Raw genomic sequence first — 15,791 nt, 5'->3', positions numbered from 1 at the left:
TTATGACTTGGATGATTTATAGATTGTGGCCACACCAAAAGTTTGTGGAAAATCTTCAACATTTATAAACCCAATTTTGCGTAAAATATTGTTTAAAGCTTCTCCATAAGGAAAAACAGAAGCCGATTCAGATAGGTACTGATAGGCACTTCTATCTTTCGAAAACACTTTACCGATTAGCGGTAAAATATTTTTTGTGTAAAATTTATAGCCTTGTTTGTATGGTGTTTTCGTGGGGATAGAGGTTTCCAAAATAACAAAAGAACCATTTGGTTTCAGCACTCTTAAAATTTCTTTCAGTCCGATTTCTAAATTTTCGAAGTTACGTACACCAAAGGCTACGGTAATGGCATCAAAGGTATTGTCGTCAAAAGGCATATTTTCACTGTCGCCCAAAACCATTTCAATTTTAGACTCTAAGCCTTTCTTTTTTATTTTTTCTTTTCCTATGTCCAACATACCAGAACTTATGTCTAAGCCTACAATTTCATTGGCATTAGTTTCAACTAAATTTATGGCCAAATCGCCGGTGCCAGTAGCAATATCTAAAATGGTCTTAGGGTTGTTTTGGGCAACCATTTTTACCACTTTTTTTCGCCATTTAATGTCTATTCCAAAAGAAATAACGCGGTTAAGACCGTCGTAGTCTCCAGAAATGGTATCGAACATTTTAGTAACCTGTTCTTTTTTACCTAAATCACTATTTTTATAGGGCTTAACTTTTGACAAATCTGAAAAATTTTCGACAAATATAAACTTTTACAGATGCATAAAATAATAAGATGCATATTATTATAAAAGAGTAAATTAATATGTCAATACCTAATTTATAGTATATTTGTCATACTTTTTATGATTAATAGATAATGAAAATTATTATTGCTGGAGCTGGTGAAGTAGGGTTTCATTTAGCAAAACTGTTGTCTTACGAGTCTCAAGAGATTACCTTAATAGACACTGATAAAGAAAGTTTAGCTTACGCAGATACGCATTTAGATATTAAAGTTATACGTGGCGACGCCACTTCAATTGCTATATTAAAGGATGCTCGGGTAGAGTCTTCTGATTTGTTTATTGCGGTTACTTCGAGTGAAACCACCAATATTACTGCTTGCGTTTTAGGCAAGCAATTGGGGTCGAAAAAAACGATTGCAAGAATTTCCAACACAGAATTTATTCGTCATAAAGACGAAGTTGGTTTTACGGAATTGGGAATTGATGAGTTAATATCCCCAGAGTCTTTGGCCGCTTCAGAGATTGAATTGTCGCTAAAGCAGTCATCTTTTAACGATACCTATGAATTTGAAAATGGGGCTCTAACTATGGCAGGCTTAACACTTTCTAGGTCGGCTTCTTTCGTTGGTAAAACCGTAAAGGAAGCTGCTAAAATATTTCCTGAAATTCATTTCGTTCCTATAGCAATTCAACGTTTCGGAACACAATACACGATTATTCCTCGTGGTGATACCCAATTTAAAAGGGGGGATAGTGTGGTGTTTATAACTTCTGAAGGTGGAGGTGAAGAACTTTGTCGTCTAACTGGAAAGGCCAATACCGATATTAAAAATGTAATGATATTGGGAGGTAGCCGAATAGGGTATAAATCGGCTCGCGATTTAAGCCAAAAGGGATTCAACGTAAAACTTTTAGAAGCCAATAGAGAGCGTGCTTTCGATATTGCAGATGATTTGCCAAATGTTTTGGTCATACAAAGCGATGGTAAGAATGTAGATGTATTAGAAGAAGAAAGCATTGGTGATATGGATGCTTTTATTGCGGTTGGGGCCAATTCTGAAACCAATATCATGTCTTGTTTGGTTGCAAAATCAAAAGGGGTTAAAAAAACGGTGGCGCTGGTTGAGAATATGGATTATTTTGAATTATCCCATTCCGTTGGTATTGAAACGCTGATTAATAAAAAGCTACTTGCAGCAAATACAATTTTTAGATATATAAGAAAAGGTGAGGTTGTGGCCATGACCAAGCTGAACAATATGAACGCCGAGTTGTTGGAGTTTGAAGTTAGGCCAACTTCTGCGGTATGTAACAAATTTATTAAGAATATCGATTTCCCTAGATCGGCCATTATTGGTGGTGTAGTAAGAAATGGCGAAGGAATTATTGCTTTGGGCGATTTTAAAATTCGTGAAGGCGACCGTGTGGTTGTTTGTAGCTTGTTGCAATCTATTAAAGGTGTAGAACGATTGTTTCGATAAAAACAGATGAAACTTAACTACAAAATTATTTTTCATTTCTTAGGACTGCTATTTCTTTTTAATGGTGGCTTTATGCTGTTGTCAGCCCTAGTAAGTTTAATCTATCAAGATGGCGTGACCTTGCGGTTGGTTTTGTCAGGAATTATAGCCTCAGCAATAGGGGCGGTTGCCATGTTACTTACCAAAAGCCATAGAAAAGAAATAAATAAACGTGAAGGTTATATTGTTGTAGGTTTCGGTTGGATAATTATGTCGCTTTCTGGTACATTGCCTTATCTCCTAACAGAAAGTATACCCAGTTTTACCAATGCCTTTTTCGAAACCATGTCGGGCTATACCACAACGGGCGCTTCTATTTTAAACGATATTGAAGCCATGCCCGAAGGTGTTTTGTTTTGGCGAAGCCTAACTCATTGGATAGGCGGTATGGGTATTATCGTTTTAGCCATTGCTATTTTGCCTTTATTGGGAATTGGTGGTATGCAGCTTTTTGCAGCCGAGGCTCCTGGGCCCAGTGCCGATAAATTACACCCCAGAATTACGGATACAGCGAAGCGTTTGTGGCTCATCTATTTTGGGTATACTGCTATCGAAACATTGCTGTTAAGCGTTGCAGGAATGTCGTTTTTTGATGCCATAAACCATGCGCTCTGTACTCTGTCAACTGGGGGTTTTTCTACAAAAAATGCCAGTGTGGCTTATTGGAATGATAGCCCGGTGATTCAATACATAATTATTTTGTTTATGTTTTTGGCGGGCACCAACTTTGTGCTCAGTTATTTTGCCTTTAAAGGAAAAGTGCAAAAAGTAATTCAAGATGAAGAATTTAAACTATACTTTAAGTTTATCGCCATTTTTACCATTATTGCAGCCTTGCTCATTTATTTTGGAGCAGATGTGTCAGCTTCTTCAGTGGATCACCCCATGGTTTGGGGTAAAGGTGAAAGTGCATTTAGGCACGGATTATTTCAAGTCATTTCGGTGATAACCACCACAGGTTTTGTTACTGCCGATTATACCATGTGGACGCCGTTTTTGGTGGTGTTCTTTTTTGGACTGATGTTTCTTGGAGGATCAGCCGGTAGTACTTCTGGAGGTGTAAAAGTAGTGCGCCACCTTATACTGATAAAAAATGGGTTTCTGGAATTTAAACGCACCTTGCACCCCAGTGCCATTTTACCCGTGCGTTATAATAAAAGAGCCATTACGGGCGATATTGTATTTAATATTCTTGGATTTTTTATCCTATATATGTTGTCATTTATAATCGGTGCTTTAGTCTTTTCTATGTTTGGGCTTGATTTTAAATCGGCTATTGGTTTGTCGGCATCTACACTTGGGAATGTTGGGCCAGCTTTGGGTGATTTTGGGCCTGTAAACAATTATGCGGCGCTGCCTGATTTAGCGCAATGGTGGGCTTCGTTTTTAATGCTTATTGGCCGTTTAGAGCTCTTTACGGTGCTTATTCTGTTTACACCGTTCTTTTGGCGGAATAGATAGGTTTCTTCTAAACATATACTTCTTTTAATTCCTTCGGAATGATTTTTGTGATTCATTATATGATTACAAATTAAACCTTGTGAAATATCTACTCTTTATTCCTTCGTTCCTATTATTAATAAATTGTGTTGATAAAACGGATAATAACACCGATTCTGTAATCGGAAAAGCGTTTCAAAATTTTAAGAAATTTAAAGTTTTGTCAGCCTATACCAAAATAAGTGATACCATCATTTATGATAATAACATTGAGGCTAAGCACGGTGTGCTTCATTTAGAAAATTCAAAACAGAACTTAATTCTTTTTAATAGAATTTCCAGAGATTCTTCCGCGAAAAGAATTTATAAAGTTTTAGATACTTTGGTTATTTTGAAAAGGGACGATTCTACGTTTGTAACTATCGGATATTGTGAAATTAACGATGAAAGTGATGAAAACCTTATAGCGGTTGTTAAGAAAACGGATAGTTTGAAAATTAAAGATATCGCAGAAGTTTGGAGAGCCAATACTGCTTCAGAAAAAATAGAACGTTTAAACCATACAGAAGGCATTGACTGCTTTAGTGAACGGTTTGAAGGATATTAATTAACATCTTTATTCGAAATAAAAACCTGCCAGATTTTAAAATCTGGCAGGTTCAATAATTATTTAATTTAATTTAGTCAGAAATGTTAACTAACCGCCTCCTTAATTCGCTTAATCGCTTCAATAATTTGTTCTTTGGAAGCCGCATACGAAATCCTAATACAATCTGGATTTCCAAAAGCTTCACCAGTTACGGTGGCTACAAGCGCTTCTTCCAATAAGTACAAAGAAAAATCGGTAGCGTTGTTTATCTTTTTACCTTTTAATGTTTTTCCGAAGTAATGTGTTACGTTAGGGAATACATAAAACGCACCTTCTGGGGTATTGGTTTTAAAGCCTTCAATGTCGCCCAATAATCCTAAAATTAAATCGCGACGCTCTTTAAACTCATCTATCATGTATTTCACCTTTTCTGGCGATTCATTACAAGCGGTAATTACAGCGCGCTGTGCAATACAGTTTGCGCCACTGGTAATTTGACCTTGGAGCTTGTTGCAAGCCCTGGCTATTTTTTCTGGAGCACCAATGTAACCAATACGCCATCCGGTCATTGCAAACGCTTTCGATACACCATTTACAGTTATTGTTCGGTCGTACATATCATCAAACTCCGCAATGCTGGCATGACCTTCGCCATAATTGATATGCTCATAAATTTCATCAGAAACCACATAAATATTAGGGTGTTTCACCAAAACATCGGCTAAACCTCTCAATTCCTCTTTGCTGTAAACAGATCCACTTGGGTTACAAGGCGAACTGAACCACATCATTTTTGTATTTGGTGTAATAGCAGCCTCCAATTGCTCTGGTGTCATTTTAAAATCAGTGTCGATTGTCGTTTTTACCTCTACTGGAGTACCATCATTCAACTTTACAATATCCGAGTAGCTTACCCAATATGGGCATGGTAAAATAACTTCATCACCTTTATTGAGCATAACTCCAGCGATATTGGCCAAAGATTGTTTAGCCCCGGTTGAAACTACAATTTGTGGTAGTGTGTAAGTTAAATTGTTATCGCGTTTAAACTTGGTGATAATGGCCTCTTTTAAATCGGCATAACCATCAACAGGCGAATACGAGTTGTAATTGTCGTTAATCGCTTGTATAGCTGCGTCTTTAATGAAATCAGGGGTGTTAAAGTCTGGTTCACCAAGACTTAAACCAATAATATCTTTGCCTTCGCCCCTTAATTCTCTTGCTTTGGCTGCCATGGCTAACGTTGCAGACGTAGCCATGTTTAAAATTCTATCAGATAGTAATTGCATGTAATTTAGGTAAATAAATTGTGATTAGACTTGCAATGCTGGTTTTCTTCCCATCTCTTTCAGATATCTAAAATGAGAAATAATAGCGCTGCGGGTTGTTTTATATTCGTTATATGGTAAGTTAAATTCTTTAGCTGTTTCTCTAACTATTTTTGAAATCTTAGTGTAATGCACATGACTGATGTGCGGAAAAATATGATGTTCAACCTGATGGTTCAATCCGCCAGTAAACCAGTTAACAATTTTGTTTTTGGTACTAAAGTTAATCGTAGTTTTAAGTTGGTGAATAGCCCATGTATTTTTTAATGTACCGTCTTTTTCTGGTAATGGCATTTCGGCTTCATCCATAACGTGAGCCAATTGAAAAACCACACTTAAAATTAAGCCAGCGGTGTAGTGCATCACAAAAAATCCGATTAAAATTTTCCACCAAGCGATATCTAAAAATAGCATAGGAACAACAATCCAAATAGCTATATATATAACTTTAGAAATTACCAATTTACTCCAGTTCCAAGTGGGGTTTGGAAATTTACCGTAAGATAATTTTCGCTTCATGTAGCGACGCATTTGCTGCCAATCGGTAGTAATCGCCCAATTGATAGTTAGCAATCCGTATAGTAAAACCGAATAGTAATGCTGAAATTTATGGTACCATTTCCACTCAGAATGTTTGGTGAATCTTAAAATCCTCCCAGCGTCTAAATCTTCGTCGTGTCCGTGTACGTTTGTATAAGTATGGTGGAGTACGTTATGTTGTACTTTCCAGTTGTAAACATTTCCTGCGAGAATATAAATACTGCTCCCCATTAAACGGTTCACCCAAGCTTTATTTGAAAAAGAACCATGGTTGCCATCATGCATTACATTCATGCCTACACCGGCCATGCCCACACCCATAACAATAGTTAGTAATAGCTGCGCCCAACCTGGCATATCTAAGGTTAATAATAAAAAATAAGGTGTTAAAAATAAAGAGAACATTACTATGGTTTTTACCCATATTTTCCAGTTGCCGGTGCGTTTTACTTTATTTTCCTTAAAGTAATCGTTAACCCGTTTATTTAATGTTCTAAAAAATTTAGCAGAGTCAGTTCTTGAAAACGAAAGTGCTTGTTTAGTCATGTTGGTATTTTAATATGATTAATTTAAAAATTTCGATTGATCATACCCAGGGGCAAAGATAGGTATAAACAAAGTTAAGTTGTAACGATTTTTTGTAAAAATATGTATTTAAAAAGCATATTTTTGTTGAAAATTTAACAGTAATGGACCTTATTTTAAAGTATTTCCCTAACCTTTCGGAAGACCAGATTGAAAAATTTAAAATGTTAGAATCACTTTATCAAGACTGGAATCTGAAAATAAACGTTGTGTCTCGCAAGGATATTGACGAACTTTATTTACGCCATGTATTACATTCTTTGGGTATTGCTAAGGTTTTGAGTTTTAAATCGGGTTCAAAAGTTTTGGATGTAGGTACTGGCGGAGGATTTCCTGGCATTCCGTTGGCTATTTTGTTTCCAGAATGTCAATTTCATTTGGTTGATAGTATTGCCAAAAAACTAAAGGTGGTTGACGAGGTTGTTGAAGGCTTGGGCCTTACCAATGTGAAAACCACACATAGCCGGGTTGAAGAAATTGATGGTCAATACGATTTTATTGTAAGCCGTGCCGTGGCTGCTATGCCCACGTTTGTAAGATGGGTAAAAGGAAAAATAGCGAAAGAACAAAAGCACGAACTTAAAAACGGTATTTTATATTTAAAAGGTGGCGATTTAGCCGAAGAACTTCAAGATTACAGAACAACAAAAATTTATAATTTAACTGATTTTTATTCTGAAGGATTTTTCGAAACCAAAAAAGTGGTTCACTTGCCGTTAAAGTATAAAGGTTGATTTTTTCGTTGTTCACAGTTGCAAATCGGGAGCAACGTATGAATATGTTAAGATTTCAAATAAAATAACTATTCTAATTTAGCAATTTTGCCAATGTTATTGTTAAAATAATAATACTGGTTTTGGTGCCAATAAGTATTACTATAAGCATCAATGTGGTTTACATCAGGGCTTATTGAAAGAATACTGTTGGCTTTATTGAAATGTTCTTTTGCTCTGTCAATATCCTTGAGTTTGTAATACGATATGGATAACCCTAAATAAGCATCAAAATCGGTAGAATCGAATTCAATGGCTTTGTTGAAATCTTCGACGGCGTTTAAAAATTTGCCTAAAACTAAATTTGAAGCTCCACGGTAAAAATAGGCGAATGCATGGTTTTTGTTCAATCGTATGGCTCTGCTCAAGTCATCATTGGCCTTTTGATAATATTTTATGTCCATAAAAAACGCACCTCTGTTATAATAAGCGTCGGCAGAAGGTTCGATTAAAATGGCAGTGGTATAATCTTTGGCGGCCCTTTCATAATTTTCTAGGGCACGGTGGGCAGAAGCTCTTAATATGTAAGTATCTGGGTGTCCAGGCGCCTCTTTTATAACCTTGTCGAAATCTTTTATGGCTGCTTCGTATTCACCCAGTTCATATTTTACACAAGCTAGGCTGTAAAGCGCATCAATAAACTTGTCGTCTAGCATATAGGCTTTGGCATAATCCTCTTTAGCACCAGCGAAATCTCTACTACTGAACCTTGCATTACCACGATTGTAATAGGTGTCGGCGTCGGGTTGTTCTACAATTATTTTTGAATAATCTACAATGGCGCCTCCATAGTCTCCCAAATCGTTTTTGGCAAGTGCCCGGTAAAAATAAGCATCCAAATTTTTAGGTTCCAACTCTATAACTTGGGTGTATAATTTTATTTTTTCGTTTAAATCAGAAGAACGTGACGCCTGCCTAAGGATTTTGTTGGCTTGGGCTATACTGATAAACGGAAACAGAATAAGTAGTAGAAGTATGGTTTTTTTCATAACAAATGGGCAACAAATAACATGCCGTTTTATAGCGGAAATAAATTTAGTGTTTTTTTGTTACTTAAAATAAGAAGAGTTAAAATATGGGAATGTTTTTAGTCGTGTTCGTTTAGTGACATGATATGAAATCGTTTTAATGAATTATATCTAATGTTAACGAAGTTAGGTGAAATTTTTTGCAAAGTCAAATAAGGACTAATATCAAAAAAGCATTTTAAAAAAGTTAACCTCAAAGAGAAGATTTGCTATCGTAATTTATAGAACGCCCAAAAACTAGTGTGGCATTAGTTTATAAATTTTTTGTAAGTTGCTTCGTTGTTTAAAGACTACAGATTTTATGTGTACCGTTACATTGATGCCCAAAGGAAATAAAGACTTTGTTTTAACAACAAATAGGGATGAAGCACCCGACAGGGTATCGCTCAAACCTGATTTTTATACGTTTCAGAATACTAAATTGCTGTTTCCAAAAGATAAGCTTGCCGGAGGAACATGGATTGGTGTCAGCGAAAAAAACCGTGTTGTTTGTGTGCTAAATGGCGGTTTTGAGTTTCATCAAAGAAAAACCGGTTATAGGAAGAGCCGAGGTGTAATAGCCAAAGATATGATGGTAGCTCAAAATGTTATTGAGGCCATTGAAAATTATGATTTAACGGGAATTGAACCTTTTACTATGGTGATAGCCGATTGGAACTCAGAATTGAAGTTTTTAGAATGGGTTTGGGATGGACGTAAAAAGCATATTGCCGATTTACCCTTAGAACCTAAAATTTGGTCATCTTCAACTTTGTATTCTCAGGAAATGAAGGCCGAACGGTTGCAGTGGTTTGAAGATTTTAAAAAGAACCATAAACTAAGTGCTGAATCGCTGAAAAAATTTCATAAAACAGGGGGTGATGGAAACTCCGAATACGGTGTCATTATGGATCGCGGATTTGTAAAAACCACGAGCATTACACAAGTTGAAAAACAAAACGAGGCGATTGATATGCGTTTCAAAAGTCTCCAAACAAACGAAACCTCTTCAAAATCATTTAACTTACCGCAACCTATTAATGAGTAACACCGGAATTATTTTAACATTGGCCTACCCAGATACCATTGTGATGGTTTCGAAAGAATGGTTTTCTCCGTTTTTACGCTTTATGGGTGTTGGCAAAAGGAACTATTTGCGCGCTGGCCATGCGGCCTTGGTTTTGATAAATAAAGAAACAGGTGTTTTAGAGTATCACGATTTTGGACGATATATAACACCGGAGCCTACAGGACGGGTTCGAGGTAAGGATACAGATAATGAATTGGATTTTCCGCTGAGGGCAAAAATTGAAAACGGAAAAGTTACCAACCTAAAAGAAATTTTAGAGTTTTTGGCCACCCATCCTAAACTAACTCATGGCGAAGGCAAATTGGTAGCTTCTGTTTGCACCGTTATTGATTATAAAAAGGCCCGAAGGCATATCACACAAATGCAAAATAAGCATTTTATACGTTATGCGGCCTTTATAAAAAATGCTTGCAACTGTGCTCGCTTTGTTACTGATAGTTTGATTGCTTCAGTAACTGATACGGGTGTTAAAAGTAAGCTTGAAAAGTCTAAATGGTTCACTCCGAGTACTGTAGGGAATGTGGTGTTGGCTGATACCGAAAATTTTATTTATGAAGTTTCTGAAAAAGGTGAAATTTTAAAATTTAAGGGGACGCAAAGAACTGAAAATATCAGATGTTTTTTAGACCGGCTTAAAGACCATGAGCCTAATTTTGTTGGAACTTTAAAACCAAAACGTGTTGATGGGTTGCATGAAAAGGCGCAATGGCTGCCCGGTATTGCTGCTGGTGCTTGGTTCGAGTTGCATCATCACGGGCATAATACAGAATTTAGTTTTAAAAGGATTTCACCCTACGGAAATATTGATGTGTACGATAGGTTTTTAGTTGAAGAAGATAGTTTTGATTACCATTCAACATTTGAGTTTGTACATTACTCTAATTGTAAATTCTTTCATGTAAAACAAAATGAACGCGTGTATCGTTTTGAGCGAAAACCTAATTTATAGCAAACGGGGCGCTCAGCTTAAAGGTTGGAATAGTTACCAAAAACTTTTTAGTGGTGGTGAAGTTTACCATGTTATAGTGGCCTTGCATAGCTCCAAATGGCGAGGTAAGCAAGCAACCTGAAGTGTAGGTGTGCGATTCGCCAGGTTTTAATACAGGTTTTTTGCCAATAACACCTTCTCCAGAAACAGTTTCAATATTGTTAAGGGCATCCATGATTTCCCAGTGCCGTGCGTTGAGTTGCACCGAATCTTTGCTCTGGTTTTCAATGGTTATGGTATAGCCAAAGGCGTACTGTATTTTATAGTTTTTATAAAATGAGCCTTCGTAGTTGGTTTCTACCGAAATTTTTATGCCTTTTGTTACTTGTTGAACCATGTTAACTATTGATATACAAAGCGTTTTGGCTGCTAAAATAATCAAAATTAGTGGACTTATTTAAATTTTAACGTCTATCGTTAAAAAATCAGTTGAAATGCGCTTTAATTCGAGATATTAACCGAGTTGCCTTCGCCTAAACCTATAATTTGGTCATATCGTGCACCTAGGTCCCTATAATAAACAAGTACTTTGTAGTTGTTTTCGGTTTGGTAATAGTTGCCGCTAATACTTCCTTCGTCAATACTGCCATCGTTTTTGACCACCACGTATTTGTAGTTGTAAAATCCTTGTTTTAACAAAATGGGCTTTTTAAATATGTTATTGGCTTCGTCGTATTCCAATCTTGTAGATTCATCGATAACATAATTATTAAAGTTGCCATAAACATGAATGTTTTTGTCTTTCAAATTTTCACGGGCCACCAAGGAAAAATGAACCCAAACGTAATCGGCTTCAATACTGGGGTTGTCGGCATCAATATTAAGAATAACATAGTTTCCGTTAATGTCAGGATTGTATGTATAAGGTCTGTTGGCTCTAACAATGTTGGTGTAAAGATAGTTGTGGTAGAGGTTTTTTAAATCAATAAATTGAATGCCTGTGTTGGCGGCTCTTACATCTTTGTTTTCAAAGAAAAAATACTCATTACCTCCCCAAAAACTCGTTTCGGTATCGTATTTATAAATCAGTTGATTGCCAATTGTGTACTGTGGTTTTAGGTTAGAAATAACGTTATGTAAATTGTTATTCTGTACAATAACCGCTTTTACCGTTTGTTTTGGGTTATTAAGCCTCATATTGTTTGGTGTAATGACAATGTCTACACGTTGTTTTTCTTCGATAAACTGTATGTCTCGAGAGCGTTTTATGCTTACACCAACATTGGCCTTGTTCTCGTAAATCATGAATTTTCTAGAGAAAACCAATTCCTGGTTGTTGTTGTAAATAGAAAGCAAATAGTTCCCTGACACCTTTAAACCCCTGGTCTGATTATTGGGAATTGTTAATTTATAGTGTGAATAGATTTGATAGGTGTTATACGAGTTTTCGTAGTTTCGAATGCGTTGGTTGTCGAATCCATCCATAAATTCCGAGCGCACTAAAACAGATGGTGTCCAATCAAAATTAAAATGTTCAATTTTATAATAAAAATCATCTTCATTGCCGTTCAGCGCATCAAACTCCAAAACTAAATATTCACCTAGCCTTAATATGGGTAATTGTGTTTCTGGTGTATCCCCTTTAAAATTTATGGTTTTTATATAATCTGGCGGAGGGGTTTCTTCAATTTGAGCGAATCCACAAAGTGAAAAAATAAACGTGAAAATGCTGAAAATAAGGTGTTGTTTCATGTTAAATATGGTCTATAATCTGTAAATATATACAAAATCTGTGCCTTATGTGTATTTGTTTATTTAGAATTGGTACAAATAACAAAGTCTATAAAACAATACGTTTTTTTACTAAAGAAATTCGTATTTTTGCACCGATTTTTAGACAATTAAATTCAATAAAAATAAATATGTCAAACGACATTCGTATTAAAAAAGGTCTGGACATTAAACTTAAAGGTGAAGCTGAAAAAACCGTTGAACAAGCGACTATCAGTAACTACTGCACCGTAAGACCAGAAGATTTTCATAGCGTTACACCAAAACTTGTTGCAAGAGAAGGCACCTCAGTTAAAGCTGGGGGCGTTTTGTTTTACAACAAAAGTAATGAAGTTGTGAAATTTGTTTCTCCAGTTTCAGGAAAGGTAGTTGAAATTGTTAGAGGGCCAAAAAGACGTATTGACGCTATCAGGATTGAAGCGGATAAATCGCAAACTTTTGAGGACTTTGGTAAGTTCAATTTGGAATCTGCAAAGTCAGAAGATGTTAAAACACATTTGTTAAAATCAGGTTGTTGGCCATTTATAAAGCAACGTCCTTATGATGTAATTGCTAACCCAGCTAAAGCGCCTAAGGCCATTTTTATTTCTGGTTACGCAAGTGCACCCTTAGCGGCCGATTTAGATTTTGTCCTTCAAGGAAAAGAAGCCGAATTGCAAGCTGCAATTAATGCTTTAGGGAAATTGACCGAAGGTAAAGTTCATGTTTCGGTGGGTAAAAATTCAAATTCTCCACTTTCAGGTTTGTCTGGTGTAACCTTACATAAGGTTTCAGGACCGCATCCATCAGGAAATGTTGGTACGCAAATTAACAAAATTGATCCTGTAAACAAAGGCGAAACGGTTTGGACGGTTAACCCTCAGGATTTGGTGATTATTGGTGAATTGTTGTTGACTGGTAAGTTTAATGCCGAACGTATTGTTGCTTTGGCGGGGTCTTCAGTTAAAAAACCAAGATATTTTAAAACTCTAATAGGAAGTAAAGTTTCTACCTTTGTTTTTGATAACGGAATTGAACAAAGAGGAAACGACCGTATTATTTCGGGTAATGTTTTGTCTGGAAAAGAAATTAGAGATGATGGTAGTCTAGACTACTACAGCAATGTGATTTCGGTAATTCCTGAAGGTGATGATTATGAATTATTTGGTTGGAACAAGCCAATATTTGATAAAATTTCTACGACTAGGGCTTTCACATTTTCGTGGTTAAACCCAAATAAAAAGTATGAGTTAGATACCAATACGAATGGTGAGCACAGAGCATTTGTAGTAACCGGAAACTACGAAGAGGTTTTTCCTTTGGATATATACCCAATGCAAACTCTAAAAGCTTGTATGTACAAGGATTTAGATGAAATGGAAGCGCTTGGTATGTACGAGGTAGCTCCAGAAGATTTTGCATTAACAGAATTTGTGTGTGTGTCAAAACAGCCACATCAAAAAATAATAAGAGAAGGCCTAGATTTAATGCTTAAAGAGATAGGATAATGAAACTGAAAAAGAGATTACATATTTTAAAAAGAAAGTTCAGGAACAAAAAAATGGCTCCTGCTTTCAATGCATTGCATACGTTCTTATTTCTGCCAGATGACACTACCCACGGTGGAACGCATATAAAAGCAGCAGACGACTTAAAACGTACCATGAATACAGTAATCATGGCGTTGGTTCCGTGTTTGATTTTTGGGATGTTCAATGCAGGTTATCAACATCATTTAGCATTAGGAGATATTCAATCGGCTAATGGGTTTTTCGGTGCATCGTTTTGGACTTGGGATAACTTGGTAGTAGGGCTTTGGAAAGTATTACCACTTGTTATTGTCTCTTACGGTGTTGGTTTGGCTATTGAATTTTTATTCGCTGTTATAAAAGGACACGAAGTAGAAGAAGGTTATTTGGTAACCGGTATGCTTGTGCCGCTTATCGTTCCAGTAGACCTACCACTTTGGATGTTGGCTGTAGCTGTAGCCTTTGGTGTTGTAATTGGTAAGGAAGTTTTTGGAGGAACAGGAATGAATATTCTTAATCCTGCACTAACCATTAGAGCGTTCTTGTTTTTTGCATATCCAACATGGATGTCTGGAGATAAAGTTTGGGTTCATGGTGCTGTTGAGCGTGCTGAGGAAATTGCTGGAGGTGCAAATGTAGATGTTATTTCGGGAGAAACCGTATTAGGTAGTTTGGCGCAAGGTAATGAGGCAGGTTATTCCGTTGCGGATATGTTCTTTGGAATTATACCGGGGTCTGTTGGAGAAACCTCAGCCCTGTTAATTTTGTTGGGAGGATTGTTCCTGATTTTTACCAAAATAGGAAGCTGGAGAATTATGTTGTCATCTGTAATTGGGGCTTTGGTAATGGGCTTGATTTTCAACAGTGTTGTTGATTCAGGTTGGATTACAGAAAGCAGTAAGTTTTACGGATTGATGAGTACCGAATTTTGGCACCATTTATTGATTGGTGGTTTTGCCTTTGGTACCGTTTTTATGGCAACCGATCCTGTTACCGCCTCGCAAACCAACAAAGGAAAATGGATTTATGGATTTTTAATTGGATTTATTTCCATCTTAATCCGTGTATTCAATCCAGCATACCCAGAAGGTGTTATGTTGGCCATCTTATTGATGAATGTATTTGCACCAACTATTGACCATTACGTGGTTCAAGGTAATGTGAAGAAAAGAATGAAACGTTTAAAAGCAAAAACCGCTTAAAATGAGCAATAAAACTGATAGTAATATATACACCATATTGTTTGCCATTGGAATGGTAGTCGTTGTCGGGGCTTTATTAGCCTTTACCGCGGCATCTCTAAAACCTACTATTACAAAAAATGTAGAGTTGGAAAAGCAACAAAACATCCTTTATGCTATGGGTGTAAATGAAAACGATGAGAGCAGTGCTAATTTTGTGTCAACCGATGTAGCACCAGAATTATTCAAAAAATATATCGCTAAGCAATTGGTAATTCAAGGTGGTGAAGTGTCTGAAGACGATGAGGCATATCTTATTGATATCAAAAAACAAAAGGCCATAGGAAAGGATAATCCTGCGGATAGAAAACTTCCTCTATTTGTTGGAGAAAAGGATGGTCAAACTTATTATGTAGCACCTATTTACGGAAAAGGCCTTTGGGATGCCATTTGGGGTTATGTGTCATTGGACGAAAATATGGTGATTCAAGGTGCTTATTTTGATCACAAAGGTGAAACTCCTGGTTTGGGAGCCAATATTAAAGAGCGTTTCTTTATGGACGACTTTATCGGAGAGCACCTTTTAGGAGAAAATGGAAATTTTAAAGGCGTTGATGTAGCCAAAGGGAATGCCGATCCAAAAAATGAAAACAAAACCGATAATGAGGTAGATGCTATTGCAGGAGCAACCATTACTGGAAATGGCGTTACAGCAATGATAAAAAGCGATCTTAAGCTTTATAAGCCTTATTTCGATAATCTTAAAAACAACTAAA

General features: G+C 36.5%; 15 protein-coding genes. 9 read left to right on the top strand and 6 right to left on the bottom strand.

Translation table 11 applies throughout. From position 1 onward, the window contains the following. Positions 1-729, bottom strand: a complete 729-nt coding sequence (gene ubiE / locus ACIEHO_RS12930; RefSeq protein ID WP_406972369.1) for a bifunctional demethylmenaquinone methyltransferase/2-methoxy-6-polyprenyl-1,4-benzoquinol methylase UbiE — start codon at positions 727-729, stop codon at positions 1-3. A gap of 137 nt (positions 730-866) precedes the next feature. Here ubiE and trkA point away from each other — a divergent pair, with 137 nt between their 5' ends. The 3 genes from trkA (at position 867) to ACIEHO_RS12915 (ending at position 4,302) form a co-directional block, all read left to right on the top strand. Beyond that, complete coding sequence (gene trkA, locus ACIEHO_RS12925; protein WP_406972367.1) at positions 867-2,216, top strand: Trk system potassium transporter TrkA; 1,350 nt, start codon at positions 867-869, stop codon at positions 2,214-2,216. Positions 2,217-2,222: 6 nt separating this feature from the next. Then, a complete protein-coding gene (locus ACIEHO_RS12920; protein ID WP_406972365.1) occupies positions 2,223-3,716 on the top strand; it encodes a TrkH family potassium uptake protein in 1,494 nt (497 codons plus the stop codon). A gap of 79 nt (positions 3,717-3,795) precedes the next feature. Continuing rightward, entirely contained in the window at positions 3,796-4,302 is a 507-nt protein-coding gene (locus tag ACIEHO_RS12915; RefSeq protein WP_406972363.1) for a hypothetical protein, read from the top strand. 86 nt (positions 4,303-4,388) lie between these two features. Here the strand turns inward: ACIEHO_RS12915 and ACIEHO_RS12910 are convergent, their stop codons facing one another. Then, positions 4,389-5,573, bottom strand: a complete 1,185-nt coding sequence (locus tag ACIEHO_RS12910; RefSeq protein ID WP_406972361.1) for a pyridoxal phosphate-dependent aminotransferase — start codon at positions 5,571-5,573, stop codon at positions 4,389-4,391. Positions 5,574-5,597: 24 nt separating this feature from the next. Next, on the bottom strand, positions 5,598-6,698 hold the full coding sequence (locus tag ACIEHO_RS12905) for a fatty acid desaturase family protein (RefSeq protein WP_406972359.1): 1,101 nt from the start codon (positions 6,696-6,698) through the stop codon (positions 5,598-5,600). 143 nt (positions 6,699-6,841) lie between these two features. Here ACIEHO_RS12905 and rsmG point away from each other — a divergent pair, with 143 nt between their 5' ends. Beyond that, entirely contained in the window at positions 6,842-7,471 is a 630-nt protein-coding gene (rsmG, locus tag ACIEHO_RS12900; RefSeq protein WP_406972357.1) for a 16S rRNA (guanine(527)-N(7))-methyltransferase RsmG, read from the top strand. A 68-nt stretch (positions 7,472-7,539) separates the two neighbouring features. Here rsmG and ACIEHO_RS12895 read toward each other — a convergent pair whose 3' ends face one another. Next, positions 7,540-8,499 (bottom strand): tetratricopeptide repeat protein, encoded by a 960-nt coding sequence (locus ACIEHO_RS12895; RefSeq protein ID WP_406972355.1) that lies wholly within the window; start codon positions 8,497-8,499, stop codon positions 7,540-7,542. Between the two features lie 340 nt (positions 8,500-8,839). On the opposite strand from ACIEHO_RS12895, the gene ACIEHO_RS12890 reads away from it, so the two are divergent. Both ACIEHO_RS12890 and ACIEHO_RS12885 read left to right on the top strand, forming a co-directional pair. Then, positions 8,840-9,565: an NRDE family protein gene (locus ACIEHO_RS12890; RefSeq protein ID WP_406972353.1), complete on the top strand. Its 726-nt coding sequence runs from the start codon at positions 8,840-8,842 to the stop codon at positions 9,563-9,565. Next, positions 9,558-10,556, top strand: a complete 999-nt coding sequence (locus tag ACIEHO_RS12885) for a DUF6695 family protein (protein ID WP_406972351.1) — start codon at positions 9,558-9,560, stop codon at positions 10,554-10,556. Before ACIEHO_RS12890 ends, ACIEHO_RS12885 begins: the two co-directional genes overlap by 8 nt. Here ACIEHO_RS12885 and apaG read toward each other — a convergent pair. After that, positions 10,546-10,932 carry a Co2+/Mg2+ efflux protein ApaG gene (apaG, locus tag ACIEHO_RS12880; RefSeq protein WP_406972349.1) on the bottom strand — a complete coding sequence of 129 codons (387 nt, stop codon included), beginning with the start codon at positions 10,930-10,932 and terminating at the stop codon, positions 10,546-10,548. The two genes, ACIEHO_RS12885 and apaG, sit on opposite strands and share 11 nt — an antisense overlap. A gap of 104 nt (positions 10,933-11,036) precedes the next feature. Then, positions 11,037-12,287, bottom strand: a complete 1,251-nt coding sequence (locus tag ACIEHO_RS12875; RefSeq protein ID WP_406972347.1) for a type IX secretion system plug protein — start codon at positions 12,285-12,287, stop codon at positions 11,037-11,039. Between the two features lie 170 nt (positions 12,288-12,457). Here ACIEHO_RS12875 and ACIEHO_RS12870 point away from each other — a divergent pair, with 170 nt between their 5' ends. From ACIEHO_RS12870 to ACIEHO_RS12860, 3 genes are read left to right on the top strand one after another with little or no spacing between them, the layout of a single operon-like run. Further along, complete coding sequence (locus tag ACIEHO_RS12870) at positions 12,458-13,813, top strand: Na(+)-translocating NADH-quinone reductase subunit A (protein WP_406972345.1); 1,356 nt, start codon at positions 12,458-12,460, stop codon at positions 13,811-13,813. Next, the gene (locus ACIEHO_RS12865; protein ID WP_406972343.1) at positions 13,813-15,036 is read left to right on the top strand and encodes an NADH:ubiquinone reductase (Na(+)-transporting) subunit B; all 1,224 of its coding nucleotides are present in this window, start codon (positions 13,813-13,815) and stop codon (positions 15,034-15,036) included. The genes ACIEHO_RS12870 and ACIEHO_RS12865 overlap by 1 nt, the downstream gene beginning before the upstream one ends. A gap of 1 nt (position 15,037) precedes the next feature. Beyond that, positions 15,038-15,790, top strand: coding sequence for a Na(+)-translocating NADH-quinone reductase subunit C (locus ACIEHO_RS12860; RefSeq protein ID WP_406972341.1), 753 nt, complete (start codon positions 15,038-15,040; stop codon positions 15,788-15,790). The last annotated feature ends 1 nt before the right edge of the window (position 15,791 follow it).

This window comes from Flavisericum labens, assembly GCF_045446075.1.
In the GTDB taxonomy this organism is placed as follows: domain Bacteria; phylum Bacteroidota; class Bacteroidia; order Flavobacteriales; family Flavobacteriaceae; genus Flavisericum; species Flavisericum labens.
Note: the sequence above shows the minus strand (reverse complement) of the source record. Positions and strands in the feature narration are given on the sequence as shown.

What these genes read in the sequence shown, in the direction of transcription:
- trkA (WP_406972367.1), top strand. Translation starts at nt 867, where the DNA reads ATGAAAATTATTATTGCTGGAGCTGGTGAAGTAGGGTTTCATTTAGCA.
- ACIEHO_RS12920 (WP_406972365.1), top strand. Translation starts at nt 2,223, where the DNA reads ATGAAACTTAACTACAAAATTATTTTTCATTTCTTAGGACTGCTATTT.
- ACIEHO_RS12910 (WP_406972361.1), bottom strand. Translation starts at nt 5,573, where the DNA reads ATGCAATTACTATCTGATAGAATTTTAAACATGGCTACGTCTGCAACG.
- ACIEHO_RS12905 (WP_406972359.1), bottom strand. Translation starts at nt 6,698, where the DNA reads ATGACTAAACAAGCACTTTCGTTTTCAAGAACTGACTCTGCTAAATTT.
- rsmG (WP_406972357.1), top strand. Translation starts at nt 6,842, where the DNA reads ATGGACCTTATTTTAAAGTATTTCCCTAACCTTTCGGAAGACCAGATT.
- ACIEHO_RS12895 (WP_406972355.1), bottom strand. Translation starts at nt 8,499, where the DNA reads ATGAAAAAAACCATACTTCTACTACTTATTCTGTTTCCGTTTATCAGT.
- ACIEHO_RS12890 (WP_406972353.1), top strand. Translation starts at nt 8,840, where the DNA reads ATGTGTACCGTTACATTGATGCCCAAAGGAAATAAAGACTTTGTTTTA.
- ACIEHO_RS12885 (WP_406972351.1), top strand. Translation starts at nt 9,558, where the DNA reads ATGAGTAACACCGGAATTATTTTAACATTGGCCTACCCAGATACCATT.
- apaG (WP_406972349.1), bottom strand. Translation starts at nt 10,932, where the DNA reads ATGGTTCAACAAGTAACAAAAGGCATAAAAATTTCGGTAGAAACCAAC.
- ACIEHO_RS12875 (WP_406972347.1), bottom strand. Translation starts at nt 12,287, where the DNA reads ATGAAACAACACCTTATTTTCAGCATTTTCACGTTTATTTTTTCACTT.
- ACIEHO_RS12870 (WP_406972345.1), top strand. Translation starts at nt 12,458, where the DNA reads ATGTCAAACGACATTCGTATTAAAAAAGGTCTGGACATTAAACTTAAA.
- ACIEHO_RS12865 (WP_406972343.1), top strand. Translation starts at nt 13,813, where the DNA reads ATGAAACTGAAAAAGAGATTACATATTTTAAAAAGAAAGTTCAGGAAC.
- ACIEHO_RS12860 (WP_406972341.1), top strand. Translation starts at nt 15,038, where the DNA reads ATGAGCAATAAAACTGATAGTAATATATACACCATATTGTTTGCCATT.